Origin of the sequence: Duganella vulcania (genome assembly GCF_009857655.1) — a bacterium.
GTDB lineage: Bacteria > Pseudomonadota > Gammaproteobacteria > Burkholderiales > Burkholderiaceae_D > Rugamonas > Rugamonas vulcania.
The window spans coordinates 22,928-42,791 of record NZ_WWCX01000037.1 but is presented as its reverse complement, the minus strand read 5'-3'; the positions used below and the strand labels follow the sequence as shown (position 1 = coordinate 42,791).

The following is a 19,864-nucleotide window of genomic DNA, read 5'->3' as shown; positions in this document are numbered from 1 at the left end:
AGAGCGCCGATGAACGCCAAACCAACTATCCTCGTGGTCGACGACATCCCGGACAACATCGATCTGCTGTGCGCCGTGCTGGAAGACGACTACCGCACCAAGATCGCCGTCAACGGCGAGCGCGCCCTGAAGATCGCCAACGGCGAATCCAAGCCGGACCTGATCCTGCTGGATGTGATGATGCCGGGGATGAGCGGCTACGACGTGTGCAAGGCGCTCAAGGCCAATCCCGCCACGCGCGACATTCCGATCATCTTCGTCACCGCCATGAGCGAGACGGTGGACGAGCAGCTTGGCCTGAGCCTGGGCGCGGCGGACTACATCACCAAGCCGATTTCCGCGCCCATCGTCCAGGCGCGCATCAAGACCCAGCTGTCGATGAAGCGGGTGCACGACTTCCTGCGCGACCAGAACAACTTCCTCGAAACCGAAATCGAAAAGCGCACGCGCGAGATCGTCGCGCTGCAGGACGTGACCATTCACACCATGGCTTCGCTGGCCGAAACGCGCGACAGCGAAACCGGCAACCACATCCGCCGCACCGCGCATTACGTGAAGACGCTGGCGGAAAAGCTGCGCACCAATCCACGCTTCAGCGCCTTCCTGACCGATAAGAACATCGAACTGCTGTTCAAGTCCGCGCCGCTGCACGACATCGGCAAGGTCGGCATCCCGGACCGCATCCTGCTCAAGCCCGGCCGCTTTGAGGGCAACGAGTTCGAGATCATGAAAACCCATACCACGCTGGGCCGTGATGCGATCCGCCAGGCCGAGCGCGAGCTGGGGCTGGAGGTGGATTTCCTCAAGTTCGCCAAGGAGATCGCCTACGGCCACCAGGAGAAGTGGGACGGCAGCGGCTATCCCGAAGGCCTGAGCGGCGACGACATCCCGATCTCCGCGCGATTGATGGCGGTGGCCGACGTCTACGACGCGTTGATCAGCCGCCGCGTCTACAAGGCCGGCATGTCGCACGAGGCGGCGGTGGCCATCATCGCCGAGGGACGCGGCAAGCACTTCGATCCCGACATGGTCGACGCCTTCATGGAGCTGCAGCAGGACTTCATCGACATCGCCAAGCGCTACGCGGACTCCGATCACGACATGGAAAAGAACCGCGAGAAGATCGAGCGCTTTACCGGTTGACCGTCAGGCCGCCAGCAAGGCCAGGCCCTCGGCGGCGTGGTTGGGGTCGACGTCGATGATCTCGGCCTTGACGATGTCGTGGACCACGAACGGATCCTGGTCGATGCGCGCTTGCAGCGCCTCGGGCGATGGCCCGGCGGCCAGGATGGCGCCGCCCAATCCGGGCCGGATGCTGCCGGCCAGCAGGAAGACGCCGTCGGCTATTCCTTTTTGCAGCCATTCACGGTGGCCCGCCATGTGGGCCGGCGCTTGGCTTTTGTTGGCAGAGAAGCGAAGCAGGACGATGTACATTGGTTTCTCCTTTGGCTAAGTTCTAAGTGTCGAGTGACATGAGCCGGGTCTTCAGGCGTCCCACTTCGCGCTTCACATAAGCGCGCTCGCCGAAAGCGTTCGACAAGGTCGCGACGCCCTGGCTGAACGCCAGCACCTGCAGCGCGAGATCGTCCGCGTTGGCCGCGTTGGCCGCGTGGCCGAGTTCCGTGAACTGCTCCCGCAGCCAATCGCGGAAGACGCTGAAGATGCCCACGGCTTGCGCGCGCGAAGGATGGTCCAGCTTTGCGAGCTCGCTGGTCATGGTGCCGACCGGGCAGCCGTAATGCTCGATGTCGGCCCGGTTGGCCACCACGATTTCGACGAAGCGGAACACGCGCTCCAGCGGCGTTGCCGCGCCCTCGGTCCAGCGGGCCAGCATGGCGCGCGTATCCGCCAGGCGTGCCTGGAGAACCGCTTCCAGGATCTCGTCCTTGGTCTTGAAGTGATAGTAGAAATTGCCGCGAGAGATACCCACGGCTTCGGCGATGGAGGCGAACGACGTCCGTTCATACCCTTGTTGGTAGAACAGCCGGTTCGCGGCCTCCACGATCTGTTCGCGCGTCCCCATTCCTGCCCACGTCTCCCGTTGGTTAAGTTGCCGGGAAATTTTAGGACAATTGTCCCAATGTGCGCAAGACGGGTGTTGTAAAAAAGCTCAGCTGACGGTGCGGAAGAAGCGCAGCATCTCGCGGCTGGCGTCCGGGCCTTTGGCGTCGGTGTAGGTGCCGCTGGCGTTGCCGCCGAACCAGGCGTGGCCTGCGCCGTGCACCACCCAGTGTTCGCCCAGCGGCGTGCCGTCCGCCTTGGTGTGCGTGGTCTGCGTGTAGCGGTGGCCGTTCGGTACGCTGCCCGACTGCACCGACGGCTTGCCCCGGTGGCTGTGCAGGCGCTGCTCGATCACCTGTTCGCCGTTGCGCGGATGGACGGTGGTGTCGCTGTCGCCGTGGAAGACGATGATGGGTTGCGCGCCGTTGCCGGCCTTGTGCGGCGAGTTGACGCCGCGCTTCATGGCCGACAGCGCCGACGGCAGGTCCTGCGCCGAGGCGAACGGCAGCCCCGAATGCACGCCCACCGCCGCGAACAGCTCCGGATACAGCGTGCCGACGATCACCGCCATCGCGCCGCCCGCCGACAGGCCGGCCACGTAGACCTGGCGCTCGTTGACCGGATACTCGTCGATGATCTGCCGCGCGATGCCGGCGATGATGGACGGTTCGCCCTGGCCGTGCTGCTGGTCGATGGCGTTGAACCAGTTCCAGCAGCGCTGCTGGTTGGCGTTGGGCGTTTGCTCCGGGTAGACCACGAAGCATTCCTTTTCCTCGGCCAGCGCATTCATTTGCGTGCCGGCGGCGAAATCGTCCGGGTTCTGGGTGCAGCCATGCAGCATCACCAGCAGCGGCATGGCCTGGCCGTGATAGCTGGCCGGGATGTACAGCTTGTAGTTGCGGGTGCCGGCGTGGTTGGTGTAGCTGCCCTTGATGAACTGCGCGCCCTCCGGCAGCGGCGCCGCCGGCGTTGGCTGCATGAAGGCGCTGGCGTCCATGGCACGGTTGAGGTTTGCCTGCAGGTCGATCTGGATGCCCATGCGGTTCAACATGTCCTGCGCATACTCGGCGGGATGCGTGGCCGGATTCGGCGTGGCCGTTTCGGTCGACGTCCGCGCCGTGGCTTCGGGCGCAGCCTTGGGTGCCGCTTCGGGCGCCGCATCCGCCGCGGAGCGGGCCGGTGGCGGATTAATGTCGCGCATCGGCGGCTGCGCCGGCGCGGCCGGCTGCATGGACGGATGTCCGCGCAGGCTGTCCATCGCCTGCTGAACGGTGGCCGACGCGCTTCGATTCATCAGCTTTTGCGCTGCCTCGCGCATGTGTGAAAACAGTGGTAGTTTCATGATGATCCTTTAATGGATGCGTTGGGCCAGCGCGCTTTTGAGCATGGCGCTGGCGTGCAGCGATCCCAATACGAAAATTGAGTCGATCGTCGCCAGCGCCAGTTCGACCGAAACGTCGCTGGCGATGCTGGCCAAGCCTAGGACCTGGATCTGCAGCCGCTCGCCGGCCGCCTGGATGGCTTCCAGGTCGGCGCGCGAATAGTGCTGCATCCCGAGTACCAGGCTTTTGCGCGCCACCGTCTGTTTGACGACGTCGGCGTGCTGGTTCAACTGATTGCGGATCGCCGTGCGTATCAAATCGGTGCGGTTGGAGTAAAACCCCTCCTGCACCAGCAGATCGATTTGTCCCAGGTCGATGGGACCGAGGTTGATCGTGATCTTTTCCGATTCGGCGGTCTTCAGTTTTAATTCTTGCTTTGCCATGAGTCTCCATCCGGTTACCATCTATATGGATGGTAGTATAGGCCTGAAAATCACCAAGTCAAGCGTGTTCGCGTCATAATGGCGGCATGAGTACACCTGCCAACCTGATCCCTCCCGGCGCGCCGGAACTGGCCGTACCGGTGCCATCGCCCTGCGTCAGCCTGTGCAAAATGGACGCCGACCGCCTATATTGCATGGGCTGCATGCGTACGATTCCGGAAATCGTCGCCTGGTCCACGGCGGACGACGACTACAAGCGCGGCGTCTGGGCGGAAATCCGCCGCCGTGAACAATTGATCAACTTCGACGACGAATGAACGCGCTGCCCGATACCATTCAGGTTTTTGAACGGGGTTGGCTGTCGTCCAACAACGTCATGCTGCTGGGCCGCGACGATACGGCCATCATCGACACCGGCTACATGACCCACGCGCCGCAAACGCTGGAACTGGTGCGCCACGCGCTGCGCGGACGGCACCTGGACCAGATCATCAACACCCATCTGCACTCCGACCATTGCGGCGGCAACGCCACCTTGCAGGCGCACTTCGGCAGCCGCACCTCGATCCCGGTCGCGGAAGCGGACAAGGTGCGGCACTGGGACGTGGAGGCGCTCAGCTTCAAGGCCACCGGCCAGCGCTGCGAGCGATTCACCTTCGACGCCACCATCGCCCCCGGCGACGTGCTGACATTGGCGGACATGGAATGGCAGGCGCTGGGCGCGCCCGGCCACGATCCGCATTCGCTGATCTTCTACTGCCCACAGGAGCGGGTGCTGATCTCGGCGGACGCGCTGTGGGAAAACGGCTTCGGCATCATCTTCCCGGAGCTGGACGGCCAGTCCGGCTTTGCCGAGGAACGCGCCACGCTGGACCTGATCGAAGGGCTGGACGTGCGGCTGGTGATCCCCGGCCACGGCAAGCCCTTCAACGACGTGGCCGGCGCGCTGGCGCGGGCCCGTTCGCGGGTGGATTACCTGGAAGCCGACCCGCTGCGCAACGCGCAGAACGCGCTGAAGGTGCTGCTGAAGTTCCTGCTGCTGGAGCGCCAGAGCATTCCGCTGGCGGAGGTGCCGCAGCTGCTGCTGGCGATGCCGGTGTTCGCCAAGGCCAACAGCAACTTCCTGAAGCAGACGCCGGAACAGGTCGCCACATGGGCCGCCGGGCAGCTGGTACGCGCCGGTGCGGCCCACGTCGAGGGTGAGCACTTACTTAATGTGTAGACGCCGGGCAAGTGTAGAGGAAGTCGCCTAGTTTCGGCACGGTCGTACTATTTTCGATCTATAATCGATTTTCCTCAACTTACCGACAGCGAGTGCGCCATGGCCCTGCCAGCAGTCTTGCAAAACCTTTCCCTTCCCGTCATTGCATCGCCGATGTTCATCGCCAGCGGCCCGGCCCTGGTCGCGGCGCAGTGCAAGGCCGGCATCGTCGGCTCCTTCCCGGCGCTGAACGCGCGTCCCGCGGAAATGCTGGACGTGTGGCTGACCGATTTGCAAAAAGAGCTGGCCGACTTCCAGGCCGCCAATCCGGACAAGCGCGTCGGCCCGATCGCCGTCAACCAGATCGTGCACCAGTCGAACGACCGCCTGGCGCATGACGTGGAAGTCTGCGTCAAGCACCAGATCCCGATCATCATCTCGTCGCTGCGCGCGCCGCCGAAGGAGATGCTGGATGCGATCCACAGCTACGGCGGCATCGTCTTGCACGACGTGATTTCGATCCGCCACGCCGAGAAGGCGCTGGAGGCGGGCGTCGATGGCCTGATCCTGGTGGCCAGCGGCGCCGGCGGCCATGCCGGCACCTTGTCGCCGTTCGCGCTGGTGGGCGAAATCCGCAAATTCTTCAAGGGCCCGATCGCGCTGTCCGGCTCCATCGCTACTGGCGACGCGATCCTGGCGGCGCAGGCGATGGGCGCGGACTTCGCGTACATCGGCTCGCGCTGGCTGGCGACGCAGGAATCGAACGTCAGCGACGATTACCGCAATGCGATCGTGGAATCCACTGCGGCGGATATCGTGTACTCGAACCTGTTCACCGGCGTGCATGGCAACTACCTGAAGAAATCCATCGTCGCCGCCGGCCTGGATCCGGATGCGCTGCCGCAGGCCGACAAGAGCTCGATGAACTTCGGCTCCAGCAGCGCCAAGGCCTGGCGCGACATCTGGGGCGCGGGCCAGGGCGTGGGCCTGATGGACGACGTGCCGACCACCGCCGAGATGGTGGCGCGCCTGAAGCAGGAATACGACGCGGCCCGCGCGCGCCTGGCGCTGTAATTACGGCTTGACCGACAGGCTGCCGCGCGCAGCCTGTTTGCCGCGCACCCAGACGGTGTCGATGTTGTCGTAGGCGCGGATATCGTCCAGTGGCGACATCTTCATCAGCACCAGGTTGGCGACCTTGCCCGCTTCGATGGTACCGACCTGCGCGTCGATCTTGAAGGTGCGGGCGTTGTTGATGGTGGCCGCCTTGAACAGCTGCGCCAGCGACAGCCCGGCGTTGTGCAGGTCCTGCATCTCCAGGTAGCCGTTCAGGCCGGGGATGTTGCCGTAGGTTGGCGAGGATGGCGTGTCGGTGCCGAACACGAAGTTGGCGTCCTTGCCTGCCAGGTAGGCCACCACTTGCCCCTGGCGGCGCAGCGGCGCCTCCATGCCTTTTAAGACCGCGGCGTCGGTTTCGTCTTCCGCGATCTCCTGCCGGAACCACTGGCCTTCCGGCGTCTTGAGCCAGGCCAGCATCGCCGGCGGCAGCAGCTTGGCCAGCGCCGGGTTGTTCAGATAGGCCGGTTCGAAGTAGGCGTTCAGGCCATGCAGCACCTGCATCGTCGCCTGGTAGCCGATCCTGCGCTCGGCGATCGTGTCCAGCAGCCGCTTGATTTCGGCCGGCAGCTCCTTCTCCTTGTCCAACTCTCCCCAGTGCCACATGCCGTGCGCCAGCACATCGACGCCGCCGTTGACGGCAAAAGTCTGCGCCTCGAACGAATTGCCGTGGGTGACCAGCACCAGGCCGTCCTTGCTGGCGGCCGCGCGCACGTCCGCGTACACGGCGGGGCTCATCACCGGCAGGTTGTGCATGGTGCCGAAGCCGTGTTCGAAGTGGGTCTTGACGCAGATGGCGCCGTCGGCCTTGGCCCGCGACACGCCTTTGGCCGGGGTGTAGTCCTCCGGCTTGAATTTGGCCGGGATCTTGTCGGCCTGCGCCGGGTCGTAGATAAAGTTGGAGAACATCTCGAAGCGCGTCTCCGGCGGCGCGTAGGACGAGGGGTAGCCGTTGGCGAACACCAGCGGCGCGCCGCAGTCATAGACGTCCGGGTGCAGCGGCGTGGCCTTCACGCGGTCGATGAACTCGCGGTTGCCGGCGGCCAGGTCGATTACCGTCGTGTAGCCGTAGTAGAGGAAGGAGCGCGGCATCTGCGCGAAGTATTCGGCGGCCATGGTCTTTTTCTGGTCGGCCTGCTCGAAGCTCATGCCGGGGACGGAGTACAGGTGGACGTGCGAGTCGATCAGGCCGGGCGTGAGGTACTGGCCCTTGCCGTCGATGCGGCGCGCGCCGGCCGGCGCCTTTTTGCCGGCGCCGCGCTCGACGCGGACGATGCGTTCATCTTCGATCAGGACGCTGCCGGTTTCGATGCGGTCCAGCTTTTCCGGCGACACCAGCTTGACGTTGGTGATCCAGGTCTGCGGCCCGGCCTCGCAGCCCTGGGCGCAGAGGACGAGGGAAAGGCTGGCAAGAATGCGGGTGGTTTTCATGCATGGCTCCGGGTTGTGAGGAGCCCAGTGTGCCGCCACAGGCTGTGGTTTGCGTCCCAAATGATGATCTGGCACCTGCTACGCGGGCGTTCTGGCCTGGTCGCGGAACTCGCCCGGCGTCATGCCGGTCTGTTTCTTAAATACGCGGTTCATCGCGCTTTTGCTGTTAAATCCGGCCAGTATCGACAGGTCAAGGATGCTGGCGCTGGCCTGTTCGGGGTCGTGCAGGGCCAGTTTCAGCGCGTCCACGCGGTGGCGGTTCAGGTAATCGGCGAAATTGCCGCCGCAGTTTTCGTTGATCAGCTGGGACAGTTCGTGCGGCGTCATCGCCACCTGTGCGGCCAGGTCTTCCAGCTTCAATTCGCCGTTGCGGTAGGGCTGGTCCTGTGCCATGCAGTCGGTCAGGCGGGCGAGGAAGGTATCGCGGTCGCTGGCGGACAGCTGCTTGCTGGCGTAGCGCTGCTTGGCCGGCGCCGGCGGCGGCAGCGCGCGTGGACGGTAGCCTAGCGGCAGCCGCATCGCCGTGATGGCGGTCGCGAACACGAACACCATCAGCGAGATGCCGTCCATCGCGTCGCCGGACAGCGGCGTCTCCACGTCCAGCACCTCCATCGCCAGGGCGATGATGCTCAGCACCGCGCTGACCAGCCATGCGTGCATCAGGCGCCGCAGGTCGCGCACCAGGTCCGATTCGGCCGGCACGCGGCGGACCAGCAGGAAGGTGGCGCGGATGTAGGCCAGCAGGATCGCCAGCTTGGACAGCCCCGCCACGGTCATGTACCACGGCCACCCGTCCCAGTGGTGCAGCCATGCCAGCTTCTGCTCGGCCGAGCGCAGGTAGAAGGGCATCATCGCCAGCGTGGCGGCGGCGAACGGCGCGAAGTGCAGCAGCGCGCGGCGGCCCAGCGGCTGGTCCGACAGCATCGCGCGCAGGTAGAGATATTGAAGCGGCCCGACGGCCAGGCCGAGCGTGACGATGGCCAGCGCGCTGTGCGGATACTGCTGATACAGGTGATTGAGGCCCAGCCAGTTATGGCCGATGATGGCCGCGAACACCAGCAGCAGCGCGGACAGCAGCTGGTTAGCGGTACGCATCTCCGGCTGGCGCACGCTGAGCAGCGACGCCGCCATGAGGAAGGCCTGGCCTATCGCCAGCAGGAACAGCCACGAAAGTACCAGATTGAACATTCCGTCGATGCTCACATTTTCCAAGGAATAGTGAAACATCATAAAGCCGCCTTGGAATTTTGACCACTGGTACTATTATGTTAAATATATTTAACATAAATAAGACGGACCATGAACCTGGCCCAGATCGGTGACGAAATCCATAGCAAGCGCATCCAGGTGGGCCTGATGGCAGGTCAGTCGGCGTCCTGTAGCTCTATCCGTTGAATCCATTCCTTGATCGTCGAGATGCGATCCTTTAACTGCGGCACCTTGGCACTGCCGCAAAGATTATTCCGTTTGCCATACAGGCAAAAGTTTAATTCCCGCGTGCGGTCGGCGTGTGGGGACTGCATATCGTCGATTAATGACATGTGTCCCTTGGCGTTCTTCCCGTGGATAGACTGTACTTTTAGCCCGGGAGCCGGATTTTCAAATCCGGTCGGCGCCGATTTTGGCAGGCAACTGAGGTTCAGCCGGAGGGATGCCGGCGACGCGCCTTCGAATTTTATGACGCACGCGGGACTGTCCGGGTCGAAGTTGGGGATGGTCAGTTCATGCGATTGAACTGGCTCCGCCTGCAGGCCACCACAGACCCCGCAGCCTATCAGCAGCACCACCAAACAGGCTTTTCTCATTGCTGACCATTTCCCTGACAGAGTTCTACGAGAACGAAAGCAATTATACTAATTCCAATCTTATCAATTGGTGAACTCTGTTCGATGAAAAAAATCCGCGTTTTGACGATGGTGCTGGCGCTGGCCAACGCCCATGCTGATGCCACCGTGCTGCCCAACGACGCTGCCAAGCCGCTGGTGCAGGAAGGGGAGGTGCTGACTGCACAAGGCAACTTCCAGGAGGCGCTGAACAAATTTTCGGCGGCGGCCAAGGCCGATCCGGCCGCATCGATGCCGCTGTCGCATATCGCACATGTGCTGATGGTGGCGTCGTTGAATGCCGATGGCGCCAACGCTGCCAAATTGCGGCAGCAGTCGGAGGGCGCCGCGCATCAGGCCCTCAAGCTGGATTCCGCCGACCCGTTGGCGCAGGAAGTACTGCGCCGGCTGGAGGACGGAAAAAGCGCGCCCTTGCATGAGACATCGGTGGACGTGTTGAAAGTGGTGCAGGAAGGCGAAGTGCTGTACCACGGGCGCAAGCTCGATGAGGCACGCGTCAAATACGAGCAGGCCGCGAAGATGGACCCGCGGTATTCGTCGGTGCTGGTCTTCATCGGCGATACGTACTACGTGCAGGAGAACATGCCGGAAGCGGAGGCCTGGTTCCGCAAGGCGGCCGAGTTGGAGCCGTTGAACGGCCAGGCGTGGCGCTTCCTGTCCGATGCGCTGGCCAAGCAGGGCAAGCGTCCCGCTGCCGAAGCCGCGCTGTTGAGCGGTATCGCCGCGCAGCCCAGCCAGCGCCCCACCTGGGACAAACTGGCCTCCCTGCGCAGCGCACAAGGTTATCCGCTGACGGCCCTGCAGATGAAGCGCAAGGCCAGCGCCGTCATGGACCCGGCGACCGGCAAGTTCACCATCAATCTGGACCCGGCGCTCAGGGAGCCGGAGCAAAAGAGCTCCGACAGCGGGGTATGGCTGATGCTCGCCGCCACCGAGTCCGGTCTGCGCGGCAAGAACCGCGCAGACAAGGTGGCCGACAAGCCATTCGCCATCGAGCTGGCGTCGTGGGAGGGTGCGATGAAGGTGGCGGACGAACTGGCCGCCAACGGCGGTGGCGAAGTCACTGATCCCAACTTGAAGACCATGCACATGCTGGCCAAGGCCGGCCAACTGGAGACCGCGCTGATGCTGTTGCAGTACAAGGAGTCCTGGCGCCCCGAGTTCGAGGCGTGGAAGCGCGAACACCCGGACGGCATCCGCAAGTTCGTCGACGCATACGGCCTGCGGCCGTAAGGCTTAGTTCTCGGTCTGGATGGCCCACAGGCCTGGCAGGTTGCGCCAGTAGCCGTAGGCATCCATGCCGAAGCCCACCACGAAGCGGTTCGGAATGGTGATGCCGACGATGTCCGCCTTGACCGGCTTGGCCTTGCCGATCGCCTTGTCGGCGAAAACGGCCAGCACCACTTCGGCCGCACCCATGTCCAGCAGGCGCTGTTTGACGTGGGCCAGCGTTTCGCCTTCGTCCAGGATGTCGTCCAGCACGATGACCACGCGGCCGGCCACGTTCGAACGCGGCACCACTTTCCACACCACTTGTCCGCCCTGGTCGTCGTCGCCGTAGCGGCTCACGTGGATGTAGTCGAATTCGAGCGGGAAGGTCAGCTGCGGCAGCAGGTTGCCGGTGAAGACCACCGCGCCGCCCATCACGCCCAGCACCAGCGGGAAGGCGTCGCTGTCCGGCTGGTTGAAACGGGTATTGAGGGTCTCGGCCATCGCGGTGACGGCGTGGTCGACGTCTGCCTTGGTGAACAGCTCTTCCGCGTTTTCCAGCAGGGCGCGGGCGCGGTTGTGGTGGAAGTCTTGCATGGTCTTCTTCGGCTTCTAAAAACGGGTGGTAAGTTCGCTATTATCCGCCATATCCCGCCACACCGCATGCCGTTGGTTTTCCGCCACAACCGGCTACTTGTAATCGCGGATGTCGTCGATCACCTTGCCGTCGTTGGGCAGGCTGCCGATGGCGGCAAACCGCACCTCGCCCCGCAGTTTGGTCAGGTCGCGTATCGATTCGGTGATGGCGACGGCGCTGCTGGCGCTGGACGGATCGGCCACTTCGCAATGCAGCGTCATCACGTCGTGCGCCATCTGGCCCGACACCACCAGCCGCGCCTTGACGATCTCGGGATGGCGGCGGGTGACGTCGTGCACCTGCGACGGATGCACGAACATGGCGCGCACCTTGGTGGTCTGGTCGGCGCGGCCCATCCAGCCCTTGATGCGGGTGTTGGTGCGGCCGCAGGGAGAAGGTGGAACGCCGGCCAGCACCGCGGACAGGTCGCCGGTGGCGAAGCGTATCAGCGGATAGTCTGGATTGAAGAGGGTGACCACCACTTCGCCGATTTCGCCGTCCGGCACCGGATCGCCGGTGCCGGGGCGGACGATTTCCAGTATCAGGTCCTCATCAAGCACCATGCCGGGATCGCGCGTGCCGCCGCTCTGGGTTTCATACGCGATGCTGCCGATATCGGCCGACGCGTAGCATTGCAGCACATGCGGCACGCCATGCTCGACGAACCAGCCGCGCAGCGATTCGGGCAGCGCCTCGGCGGACACCAAGGCCTGCCTGATGCTGCTGATGTCCGCGCCCAGCTCCTGCGCCTTTTCGATGATGATCTTGAGGAAGGACGGCGTGCCGATGTAGGTATCCGGCCGCAAGTGACTGATGGCCTGCACCTGCATCTCGGTCTGGCCGGCGCCGGCCGGTATCACGGCGCAGCCGATACGCGCGGCGCCGCCTTCGACCATGAATGCCGCCGGCGTGAAGTGATACGAGAAGCAGTTCTGCAGCAGGCCGCCGGCGCGCACGCCGGCCGCGTACATCGGCCTTGCGAAACGCCACCAATCCTGACCCCGTCCCTCGGGATCGAAGATCGGTCCCGGCGACATGAACACCCGCGACAGCTGGCCCACCGGCGTGGTATTGAGGCCGCCGAACGGCGCCTGCTGTTTCTGCAATCCGTGCAGGTCGGACTTGCGCGTCACCGGCAGCGTGGCCAGCGCGGCGCGGCTGTTGATGCCGGCCGCGTTCACATCGTGCAGGATGCGCGACCAGCCGGCGGCCGCCTTGGCGCGCGCCACCAGCTGCGGCAGGCGCGACATCAGCTCGCGCTCGCGTTGTTCGGGCGAGCGCGTTTCCAGACTGTCGAGAGTATCGGCCATGGTTGTTTATCCTTGTATCTCGCGTTGCAGCTTCTTGGTCAGTTTGCCGAACACCAGTTCATAGGAACGCGTCAGCAGCTCTTTGGCTTCGGCGTCGCTGAGGGTTTTCAAATCTTCGACGCGCACCCACTTCGCGCGCGCCAGGTAGGGCGCGGGGATGATGCCCGGGCGGTCGGTCAGTTCCAGGAAGCGCTCGTCGTCCACCTTGAAGCTGATGGCCTTGGCCTTGTCATCCAGCTCGGTGACGGCGAACATTTTCGTCCCGACGGAGAACACGAGGTCCGCGCCCCACTTGGTATCCTCGGCCGCGCCGGGGAAGGTGCGGCACAGGGCCTTGGCCTGCTTGATGTTCATGCGTTGTTGTCCTCTGTTCCTCAGGCCAGCCAGCGTTTGCGGCGGCGGTAGAATTTCATGTCGCGGAAGCTCTTGCGGCCGGCGCCGGAAACGCCCAGGTAGAACTCCTTCACGTCTTCATTGCTGGCCAGTTCGGAGGCCGCGCCTTCCATCACCACGCGGCCGTTTTCCAGGATGTAGCCGAAGTCCGCGTAGCGCAGCGCGATGCTGGTGTTCTGCTCGGCCAGCAGGAAGGAGACGTTCTCCTTGCTGTTCAAGTCCTTGACGATGCCGAAGATCTCGTCGACGATCTGCGGCGCGATGCCCATCGACGGCTCGTCCAGCAGGATCATCGACGGCTTGGCCATCAGCGCGCGGCCGATGGCGCACATCTGCTGCTCGCCGCCGGACGTGTAGCCGGCCTGGCTGGCGCGCCGCTCACGCAATCGCGGGAAGTAGTGGTAGACCTTCTCCAGCGACTCCTTCAGCTCCCCCCGCGATGCGCTGCGGGTGTAGGCGCCGGTGAGCAGGTTCTCTTCGATGGTCAGGTGGCCGAAGCAGTGGCGCCCCTCCATCACCTGCGACAGGCCGCGCCGCACCAGCTCATTGGGCGTGAGCTGGTCGATGCGCTCGCCCTTGAACTGGACTTCGCCCTTGGTGACGTCGCCCCGTTCGCCGCGCAGCAGTGTGGAGATGGTCTTGAGCGTGGTGGACTTGCCGGCGCCGTTGGCGCCCAGCAGGGCCACGATCTTCCCCTGCGGGACCTGCAGGGACACGCCCTTGAGCACCAGGATCACGTGGTCGTAGATCACTTCCACGTTGTTCACGGACAGGTAGGGCGCGGCCGCCGGAGCGGCCGCTGTGCTGGCGGCGGCGATCATTTTGCGCAGGCCGGCGTGATTTTTTTCTCGGCCGCGTAGGCTGCGGAGCTTTCCTCCAGCAGCTTGCGGGTCAGCGCCTTGTCGCCGACGATCCAGTTCGGCGTGATGGCGTTCCACTTCTTGCCGTCCCATTGCTGGACCTTGACCGCGCCCGAGCCCTCATGGTCTTCGCAGCTGGTCTTCACCGGCGGCAGCATGCCCAGGGCGCCGATGGCTTTCTGGCGCGCCTCGTCCACGTTCAGGTGCTCCAGTCCCCAGCGCATTTGCTCGCCGGTGACCGGCTTGCCCTTGCCGAATTTTTCCTGCGCGGTGCGCATCGCCTCCACCCACAGGATGGCCGCGCTGACGCCGCGCATGTGATACACGGAGCCGATGCGCGTACGGTCGGCCAGGTTGCCCTTGCCGGCGTCGTAGAGTTTTTTGTGGATCTCTTCCATCACCGGGTAGTTGCCCGGCGTATTGAAGGTCATCGCGCTGTAGCCTTTGGCGGCATCGCCGGCCGGCACGGTGTCTTCTTCAGAGCCAGCCCACCACACGCCCAGCAGCTTCTCGCGCGGTATGCCGTTGCGCTGCGCGGTCTTGATGGCGACCGCGTTCATCGAGCCCCAACCCCACAGGATCACGTGGTCGGGATTAGCCTGGCGGATCTGCAGCCACTGCGATTGCTGCTCGGTGCCCGGCGGCGTGACGGGAATCTTGACCAGTTCGAAGCCGTGCTGCTTGGACAAGGCCTCCAGCACCGGCAAGGGTTCCTTGCCGAACGCCGAATCGTGGTACAGATAGGCGATCTTCTTGCCTTTCAATTTGGCCATGCCGCCGTCCTTGTCGCCGAGGTATTTGACCATCGCGGCGGCCTGGTTCCAGTAGCTGGTAATCAGCGGGAACACGTAGGGGAAGACCTTGCCGTTGGCGGCGTCCGAGCGGCCGTAGCCGATCATCGTCATCGGGATTTTATCGATGGCCAGGCGATCCAGCACGCCGTAGGCGACGCCGGTGGACAGCGGCTCGACCAGCGTGGCCCCGCCGTTCTTGGTCTTCAGGCGCTCGTAGCATTCGACGCCGCGCGAAGGGTTGTATTCGGTCTCGCACTCTTCCCACGAGATCTTCACGCCGTTCACGCCACCCGCCAGGTTGACCAGGTTGAAGTAGTCGATGATGCCGCCGTAGAAGCCGGAACCGCCCGCCGCATAAGGGCCTACGCGGTACGAGGGCAGGGCGACGTATTGGTCCTGGGCCCATGCGGGAATGGATGCAGCCAGCGTGAGTCCAAGTACCAGGGATGCGATGCGTTTCATTGTCTTCTCCTCCAGGTTATTGTTGTTTGCGTTCAGTGCGGGAATGGCCACAGACGCAGTTTCTCTTTACCGATTTGCCATAAACGCGCCAGACCGTGGGGTTCCACGATCAGGAAAAATACGATCAATGCGCCGAACACCATCAGCTCCAGGTTGGAGGCGACGCTGGTCGGCAGCGCCAGGCCGTGCGCGAAGATGTTCAGGAACACCGGCAGCAGCACGATGAAGGCCGCGCCGAGGAAGGAGCCGAGCACCGACCCAACGCCGCCGATGATCACCATGAACAGGATGCGGAACGAGAGGTCCAGGTTGTAGGCTTCCGGCTCGACCGTGCCGAGGTAGGCGTATGCATACAGCGCGCCGGCCACGCCGCAGTAGAAGGAGCTGACGGCGAAGGCCAGCAGCTTGGTGCGCATCAGGCGGAAGCCGATCACTTCGGCCGCCACGTCCATGTCGCGCACCGCCATCCACGAGCGGCCCACATTGGAGCGGATCATGTTCTTGGCCAGCAGCGCCATCACCGCCACCACGCCCAGCACCAGCAGGTACTTGCGGTCCGGCGTGTCGAACTGGAAGCCGAGGATGACGATCTTCTGCGCGGTGATCACGCCGGATGTGCTGTAGTTGGTCAGGTAGGGGATCTTGGTGAGGCACCACACCACGAAGAACTGCGTGGCCAGTGTGGACGCGGCCAGGTAGAAGCCGCGTATCCGCAGCGACGGCAGGCCGAAGGCGATGCCGACCATCGCCGCGCTCAAGCCGCCCAGCACGAAGGCCAGCAGCACCGGCAGGCCTGGCAGGCGCGCCAGGAAGTTGTACGAGGCGAAGGCACCGACCGCCATGAAGGCGGCGGTGCCCAGCGACAGCTGGCCGGCGTAGCCGGTGAGAATGTTCAGTCCCAGCGCGGCCAGCGAGAATATCAGGAAGGGGATCAGGATCGCCGACAAGGTGTACGGCGATGCGAACAGCGGCACCACCACGATCGCCACCGCCAGCAACGCGAACAGCGCGATGCGGTCCTGGAGGATGGGGAAGATCTGGCTGTCGGCCTGATAGCTGGTTTTGAATTGTCCTGCTTCGCGGTAGAGCATAGGTTGTACCTTTAGCCTCTCAGATTCTGCGGATGATTTTTTCGCCGAACAGGCCTTCCGGCCGCACCAGCAGGAACAACAGCGCCAGCACATACGGGAACCAGCCTTCGATGCCGCCGCCGACCAGCGGGCCGATATACACCTCGGCCATCTTCTCGGAGGCGCCGATAATCAGGCCACCGACAATCGCGCCTGGCATCGACGTGAAGCCGCCGAGGATCAGCACCGGCAGCGCCTTCAGCGCCACGAAGGTCAGCGCGAACTGCACGCCGTTGCGGGCGCCCCAGAGCAGGCCCGCCACCAGCGCGACCAGCCCGGCCACCGCCCACAGCACCGCCCAGATGCGCTGCAGCGGAATGCCGACGGCCAGCGCGGCCTGGTGGTCGTCCGCCACCGCGCGCAGGGCGCGGCCCACCTTGGTCTTGGAGAACAACAGGGCCAGCGCCGTCACCAACAAGCCGCAGACGGCGGCCGCCATGATGTCGAACTGCGAGACCATGATGTTATATTTGGTCATCAGGTATTCGGACGGCACGTCCTCGATCGGCAGTTCCAGCTTGTGCACTTGCGAGCCCCAAACCAGCTGCGCCAGGCCTTCGATGAAAAACGCCAGGCCGATGGTCGCCATGAACAGCGTGATCTCCGGCTGGTTCACCAAGGGCCGCAGCACCACGCGCTCGATTGCCATGCCGAGCAGGATCATCACCACGATGGTGAGCGGTATCGCCACCCACAGCGACACGCCGAACTTGTCGACGATGCCGACGCAGGTGAGCGCGGCGAAGAACACCATCGCGCCCTGGGCGAAATTGAAAACGCCGGAGGCCTTGTAGATCAGCACAAAGCCGATCGCCACCAGCGCGTACATCACGCCGGACAGCAGGCCGCCGATCAGCACCTCAAAGAAAAAGTTCACGTTCATTCGCAGGCCTTTCCGAGGTAGGCGTTGATCACGTCCTGGTTGCAACGGATATCGTCGGGCGTGCCGTCGCCGATTTTCTTGCCGTAGTCGAGCACCACCACGCGGTCCGAGATGTCCATCACCACGCCCATGTCATGCTCGATCAGCACGATGGTGGTGCCGAATTGGTCGTTCACGTCGAGGATGAAGCGGCACATGTCCTGCTTCTCTTCCACGTTCATGCCGGCCATCGGTTCGTCCAGCAGCAGGATCTCCGGTTCGGCGGCCAGCGCGCGGCCCAGCTCCACGCGCTTCTGCAGGCCGTAGGGCAGGCGGCCCACCGGCGTCTTGCGGATCGCCTGGATCTCCAGGAAGTCGATGATCTCCTCGGCCTTGACGCGGTGGGCGATCTCCTCGCGCCGCGCCGGGCCCCAGTACAGCGCCTGCATCAGGAAGTTGGACTTCATCTTCAGGTTACGGCCGGTCATGATGTTATCGAGGACCGTCATGCCCTTGAACAGCGCGATGTTCTGGAAGGTGCGGGCGATGCCGGATTTGGCGGCCGCGTGGCAATCCATGTTCTTGCGGTGCTCGCCGCGGTAGATGATCTCCCCCAGCTGCGGGCGGTACACGCCGTTGATCACGTTGAGCATCGAGCTTTTGCCGGCGCCGTTCGGGCCGATGATGGCGCGGATCTCGTGCTGCTTCACGTCGAAGGAGATGTCGGTCAGCGCCTTCACGCCGCCGAACGACAGCGAGATGTTCTTCAGGTCGAGGATCACCGGGCCGATCTTGCGGCGGCCGGGATCGGCGTCCGCTCCGAAGTGGGTGTCTGGTTCGTTCATTTGCATGGTGGCTTCCTCTGTCATGCCGCTGCCTGGATGGCAGGGAAGGTCTTGCAGGACTCGATCACGAGGTCCGCCGCCACCAGCCCTGTGCGGCCGTCCTCGAACTTGACCTGTGTTTCGATGTACTGCGATTGCTTGCCGCTGTAGAGCGCGTCGATCAGCACCGCGTACTTCTCGGCGATGAACTTGCGGCGCACCTTGCGCGTGCGGGTCAGCTCATCGTCGTCCGGGTCGAGCTCCTTGTGCAGCACCAGGTAGCGGTGGATCTGCGTGTCGCTCATCATCGGCTCGGCCGCCAGGTCGGCGTTGACCTGCTCGATGCAGTCGCGCACCAGGCCATACACCTGTGGGTGCGCGGCCAGGTCGGTGTAGCCGGAATAGGCGATGCTGCGGCGTTCGGCCCAGTTGCCCACGGCTTCCATGTCGATATTGATGAAGGCGCAGACTTCGTCGCGCTTGTCGCCGAACACCACCGCCTCTTTGATGAAGGGGAAGAACTTGAGTTTGTTCTCCACGTAGTTGGGCGCGAAGATGGCGCCGTTGTTCATCTTGCCGACATCCGCCGCGCGGTCGATGATCTTCAGATGGCCTTCGTGGTCGAACAGGCCGGCGTCACCGGTGTGGAAGTAGCCTTCGGCGTCGATCGCTTCGCTGGTGGCGTCGGGGCGCTTGTAATAACAGTCCATCAATGTTGGTGACCTGACCAGCACCTCGCCGTTGTCGGCCAGCTTGACCTCGACGCCGGGCGCCGGCAGGCCGACGCTGTCGAACTTGATCTGGCCGTCCGGCTGGAGGCAGATGTAGGCGCAGGTTTCGGTGGAGCCGTAGAACTGCTTCAAATTGACGCCGATGGAGCGGTAGAAGCGGAACAGGTCCGGCCCGATCGCGGCGCCGGCCGTGTAGGCGACCCGCACGCGTGACATTCCGAGCACATTCTTCAACGGGCCGTAGACCAGAACCTGACCTAGCGCATAAGCCAGGCGGTCCCACAGCGGCACCGGCTTGCCGTCCAAAATGGCCGCGCCGCTGCGGCGGGCCACCGCCATGAAGTGATGGAACATGCGGCGCTTGATGGCGCCGGCGTCCTCCATCCGTATCATCACGGTGGTGAGCATGTTCTCGAACACGCGCGGCGGGGCGAAGTAATAAGTAGGGCCGATTTCGCGCATGTCGGTCATGACGGTGTCGCCGGATTCGGGGCAGTTGACGGTGAAGCCGGCCGTCATCGCCTGCGCGAAGGAGAACAGGCAGTCGCCCACCCAGGCCATCGGCAGGTAGGACAGGATGTCTTCTTCGTCGGTGAGGTGCTCGAAACCGACGCCGCCGGTGCCGGCCGCGATCAGCGCGGAGTGGGTCTGGCACACGCCTTTGGGCTTGCCGGTGGTGCCGGAGGTGTACAGGATGACGGCGTTGTCGCTGCCCTTGCCGGCTTTGATGGCGTTGTCGAACATGCCGGGATTGGCCTTGTCCCAGGCGCGGCCGATCTCCTGCAGACGGGCGAAGGACAGCAGCCCTTGCTGGCGATAGTGGCGCATGCCGCGTTCGTCGTCGTAGGCGACGTGTTCGATGTGCGGGTAGAGGCTTTGCAATTCCATCAACTTGTCGACCTGTTCCTGGTCTTCGACGATGGCGTAGCGGATCTCGGCGTTTTCCAGAACATAGGCCATGTCGGCGGCCGGGGCGTCCTGGTACAGCGGCACGGGCACGCCGCCCAGGCACTGCGCGGCCAGCATGGACCAGTAGAGGCGGGGGCGGTTGTCGCCGATGATGGCCAGGTTCATGCCGCGCTGGAAGCCGATGGCGGCCAGGCCGCAGGCCAGCGCCCGCACTTCGTCGTTGACTTGGGCCCAGGTCCAGCTTTGCCAGATGCCCAGGTATTTTTCCCTGAAAGCGGGTTTCCCTGGGCGGAGCTGGCCATGAGCCAGCAGCCAGCGCGGGAACGTCTCGTTCTGTGTATGCACCAGTGTCTCCTGTTGCTATTTGCTCGTACTTGTTAAACTT

21 protein-coding genes are annotated in these 19,864 nt (G+C 63.9%); 5 read left to right on the top strand and 16 right to left on the bottom strand.

Annotated elements, in window-relative coordinates:
* The first annotated feature begins 9 nt into the window (after positions 1-9).
* A complete protein-coding gene (locus GTP90_RS19470; RefSeq protein ID WP_161085121.1) occupies positions 10-1,143 on the top strand; it encodes a response regulator in 1,134 nt (377 codons plus the stop codon).
* Between the two features lie 3 nt (positions 1,144-1,146).
* Here the strand turns inward: GTP90_RS19470 and GTP90_RS19465 are convergent, their stop codons facing one another.
* The 4 genes from GTP90_RS19465 to GTP90_RS19450 form a co-directional block, all read right to left on the bottom strand.
* On the bottom strand, positions 1,147-1,434 hold the full coding sequence (locus GTP90_RS19465; RefSeq protein WP_161085120.1) for a YciI family protein: 288 nt from the start codon (positions 1,432-1,434) through the stop codon (positions 1,147-1,149).
* 22 nt (positions 1,435-1,456) lie between these two features.
* On the bottom strand, positions 1,457-2,023 hold the full coding sequence (locus tag GTP90_RS19460) for a TetR/AcrR family transcriptional regulator (RefSeq protein ID WP_161085119.1): 567 nt from the start codon (positions 2,021-2,023) through the stop codon (positions 1,457-1,459).
* A gap of 87 nt (positions 2,024-2,110) precedes the next feature.
* Positions 2,111-3,319: an extracellular catalytic domain type 1 short-chain-length polyhydroxyalkanoate depolymerase gene (locus GTP90_RS19455; protein ID WP_161085130.1), complete on the bottom strand. Its 1,209-nt coding sequence runs from the start codon at positions 3,317-3,319 to the stop codon at positions 2,111-2,113.
* A 33-nt stretch (positions 3,320-3,352) separates the two neighbouring features.
* Positions 3,353-3,766, bottom strand: a complete 414-nt coding sequence (locus GTP90_RS19450) for a ribbon-helix-helix domain-containing protein (RefSeq protein ID WP_161085118.1) — start codon at positions 3,764-3,766, stop codon at positions 3,353-3,355.
* 86 nt (positions 3,767-3,852) lie between these two features.
* Here GTP90_RS19450 and GTP90_RS19445 point away from each other — a divergent pair, with 86 nt between their 5' ends.
* The 3 genes from GTP90_RS19445 to GTP90_RS19435 all read left to right on the top strand — a co-directional run bounded on the left by GTP90_RS19445 (position 3,853) and on the right by GTP90_RS19435 (position 6,041).
* Positions 3,853-4,083, top strand: a complete 231-nt coding sequence (locus GTP90_RS19445) for a DUF1289 domain-containing protein (RefSeq protein ID WP_161085117.1) — start codon at positions 3,853-3,855, stop codon at positions 4,081-4,083.
* Positions 4,080-4,988 (top strand): MBL fold metallo-hydrolase, encoded by a 909-nt coding sequence (locus GTP90_RS19440; protein ID WP_161085116.1) that lies wholly within the window; start codon positions 4,080-4,082, stop codon positions 4,986-4,988. The genes GTP90_RS19445 and GTP90_RS19440 overlap by 4 nt, the downstream gene beginning before the upstream one ends.
* A gap of 99 nt (positions 4,989-5,087) precedes the next feature.
* The gene (locus tag GTP90_RS19435; RefSeq protein ID WP_161085115.1) at positions 5,088-6,041 is read left to right on the top strand and encodes an NAD(P)H-dependent flavin oxidoreductase; all 954 of its coding nucleotides are present in this window, start codon (positions 5,088-5,090) and stop codon (positions 6,039-6,041) included.
* Here the strand turns inward: GTP90_RS19435 and GTP90_RS19430 are convergent, their stop codons facing one another.
* The 3 genes from GTP90_RS19430 to GTP90_RS19420 form a co-directional block, all read right to left on the bottom strand.
* Positions 6,042-7,514 (bottom strand): amidohydrolase family protein, encoded by a 1,473-nt coding sequence (locus GTP90_RS19430; RefSeq protein ID WP_161085114.1) that lies wholly within the window; start codon positions 7,512-7,514, stop codon positions 6,042-6,044. It lies immediately after the preceding gene.
* A gap of 78 nt (positions 7,515-7,592) precedes the next feature.
* Positions 7,593-8,717, bottom strand: a complete 1,125-nt coding sequence (locus tag GTP90_RS19425) for a helix-turn-helix transcriptional regulator (RefSeq protein WP_371875085.1) — start codon at positions 8,715-8,717, stop codon at positions 7,593-7,595.
* A gap of 161 nt (positions 8,718-8,878) precedes the next feature.
* Positions 8,879-9,304 carry a hypothetical protein gene (locus GTP90_RS19420; RefSeq protein WP_161085113.1) on the bottom strand — a complete coding sequence of 142 codons (426 nt, stop codon included), beginning with the start codon at positions 9,302-9,304 and terminating at the stop codon, positions 8,879-8,881.
* Between the two features lie 99 nt (positions 9,305-9,403).
* Here GTP90_RS19420 and GTP90_RS19415 point away from each other — a divergent pair, with 99 nt between their 5' ends.
* A complete protein-coding gene (locus tag GTP90_RS19415) occupies positions 9,404-10,591 on the top strand; it encodes a tetratricopeptide repeat protein (protein WP_161085112.1) in 1,188 nt (395 codons plus the stop codon).
* Positions 10,592-10,594: 3 nt separating this feature from the next.
* Here GTP90_RS19415 and GTP90_RS19410 read toward each other — a convergent pair whose 3' ends face one another.
* The 9 genes from GTP90_RS19410 to GTP90_RS19370 form a co-directional block, all read right to left on the bottom strand.
* Positions 10,595-11,164 (bottom strand): hypoxanthine-guanine phosphoribosyltransferase, encoded by a 570-nt coding sequence (locus tag GTP90_RS19410; protein ID WP_117012423.1) that lies wholly within the window; start codon positions 11,162-11,164, stop codon positions 10,595-10,597.
* A 93-nt stretch (positions 11,165-11,257) separates the two neighbouring features.
* A complete protein-coding gene (locus tag GTP90_RS19405; protein ID WP_161085111.1) occupies positions 11,258-12,514 on the bottom strand; it encodes a phenylacetate--CoA ligase family protein in 1,257 nt (418 codons plus the stop codon).
* A 6-nt stretch (positions 12,515-12,520) separates the two neighbouring features.
* Entirely contained in the window at positions 12,521-12,868 is a 348-nt protein-coding gene (locus tag GTP90_RS19400; protein WP_161085110.1) for an MmcQ/YjbR family DNA-binding protein, read from the bottom strand.
* 20 nt (positions 12,869-12,888) lie between these two features.
* Positions 12,889-13,728: an ABC transporter ATP-binding protein gene (locus GTP90_RS19395; protein ID WP_117012426.1), complete on the bottom strand. Its 840-nt coding sequence runs from the start codon at positions 13,726-13,728 to the stop codon at positions 12,889-12,891.
* On the bottom strand, positions 13,725-15,023 hold the full coding sequence (locus GTP90_RS19390; protein WP_161085109.1) for an ABC transporter substrate-binding protein: 1,299 nt from the start codon (positions 15,021-15,023) through the stop codon (positions 13,725-13,727). Before GTP90_RS19390 ends, GTP90_RS19395 begins: the two co-directional genes overlap by 4 nt.
* A gap of 32 nt (positions 15,024-15,055) precedes the next feature.
* Positions 15,056-16,114, bottom strand: coding sequence for a branched-chain amino acid ABC transporter permease (locus GTP90_RS19385; protein WP_161085108.1), 1,059 nt, complete (start codon positions 16,112-16,114; stop codon positions 15,056-15,058).
* A 19-nt stretch (positions 16,115-16,133) separates the two neighbouring features.
* Positions 16,134-17,030 (bottom strand): branched-chain amino acid ABC transporter permease, encoded by an 897-nt coding sequence (locus GTP90_RS19380; protein WP_371875089.1) that lies wholly within the window; start codon positions 17,028-17,030, stop codon positions 16,134-16,136.
* 2 nt (positions 17,031-17,032) lie between these two features.
* Positions 17,033-17,866, bottom strand: a complete 834-nt coding sequence (locus tag GTP90_RS19375; RefSeq protein WP_161085106.1) for an ABC transporter ATP-binding protein — start codon at positions 17,864-17,866, stop codon at positions 17,033-17,035.
* 14 nt (positions 17,867-17,880) lie between these two features.
* A complete protein-coding gene (locus tag GTP90_RS19370; RefSeq protein ID WP_175048158.1) occupies positions 17,881-19,827 on the bottom strand; it encodes an AMP-binding protein in 1,947 nt (648 codons plus the stop codon).
* Positions 19,828-19,864: the final 37 nt, after the last annotated feature.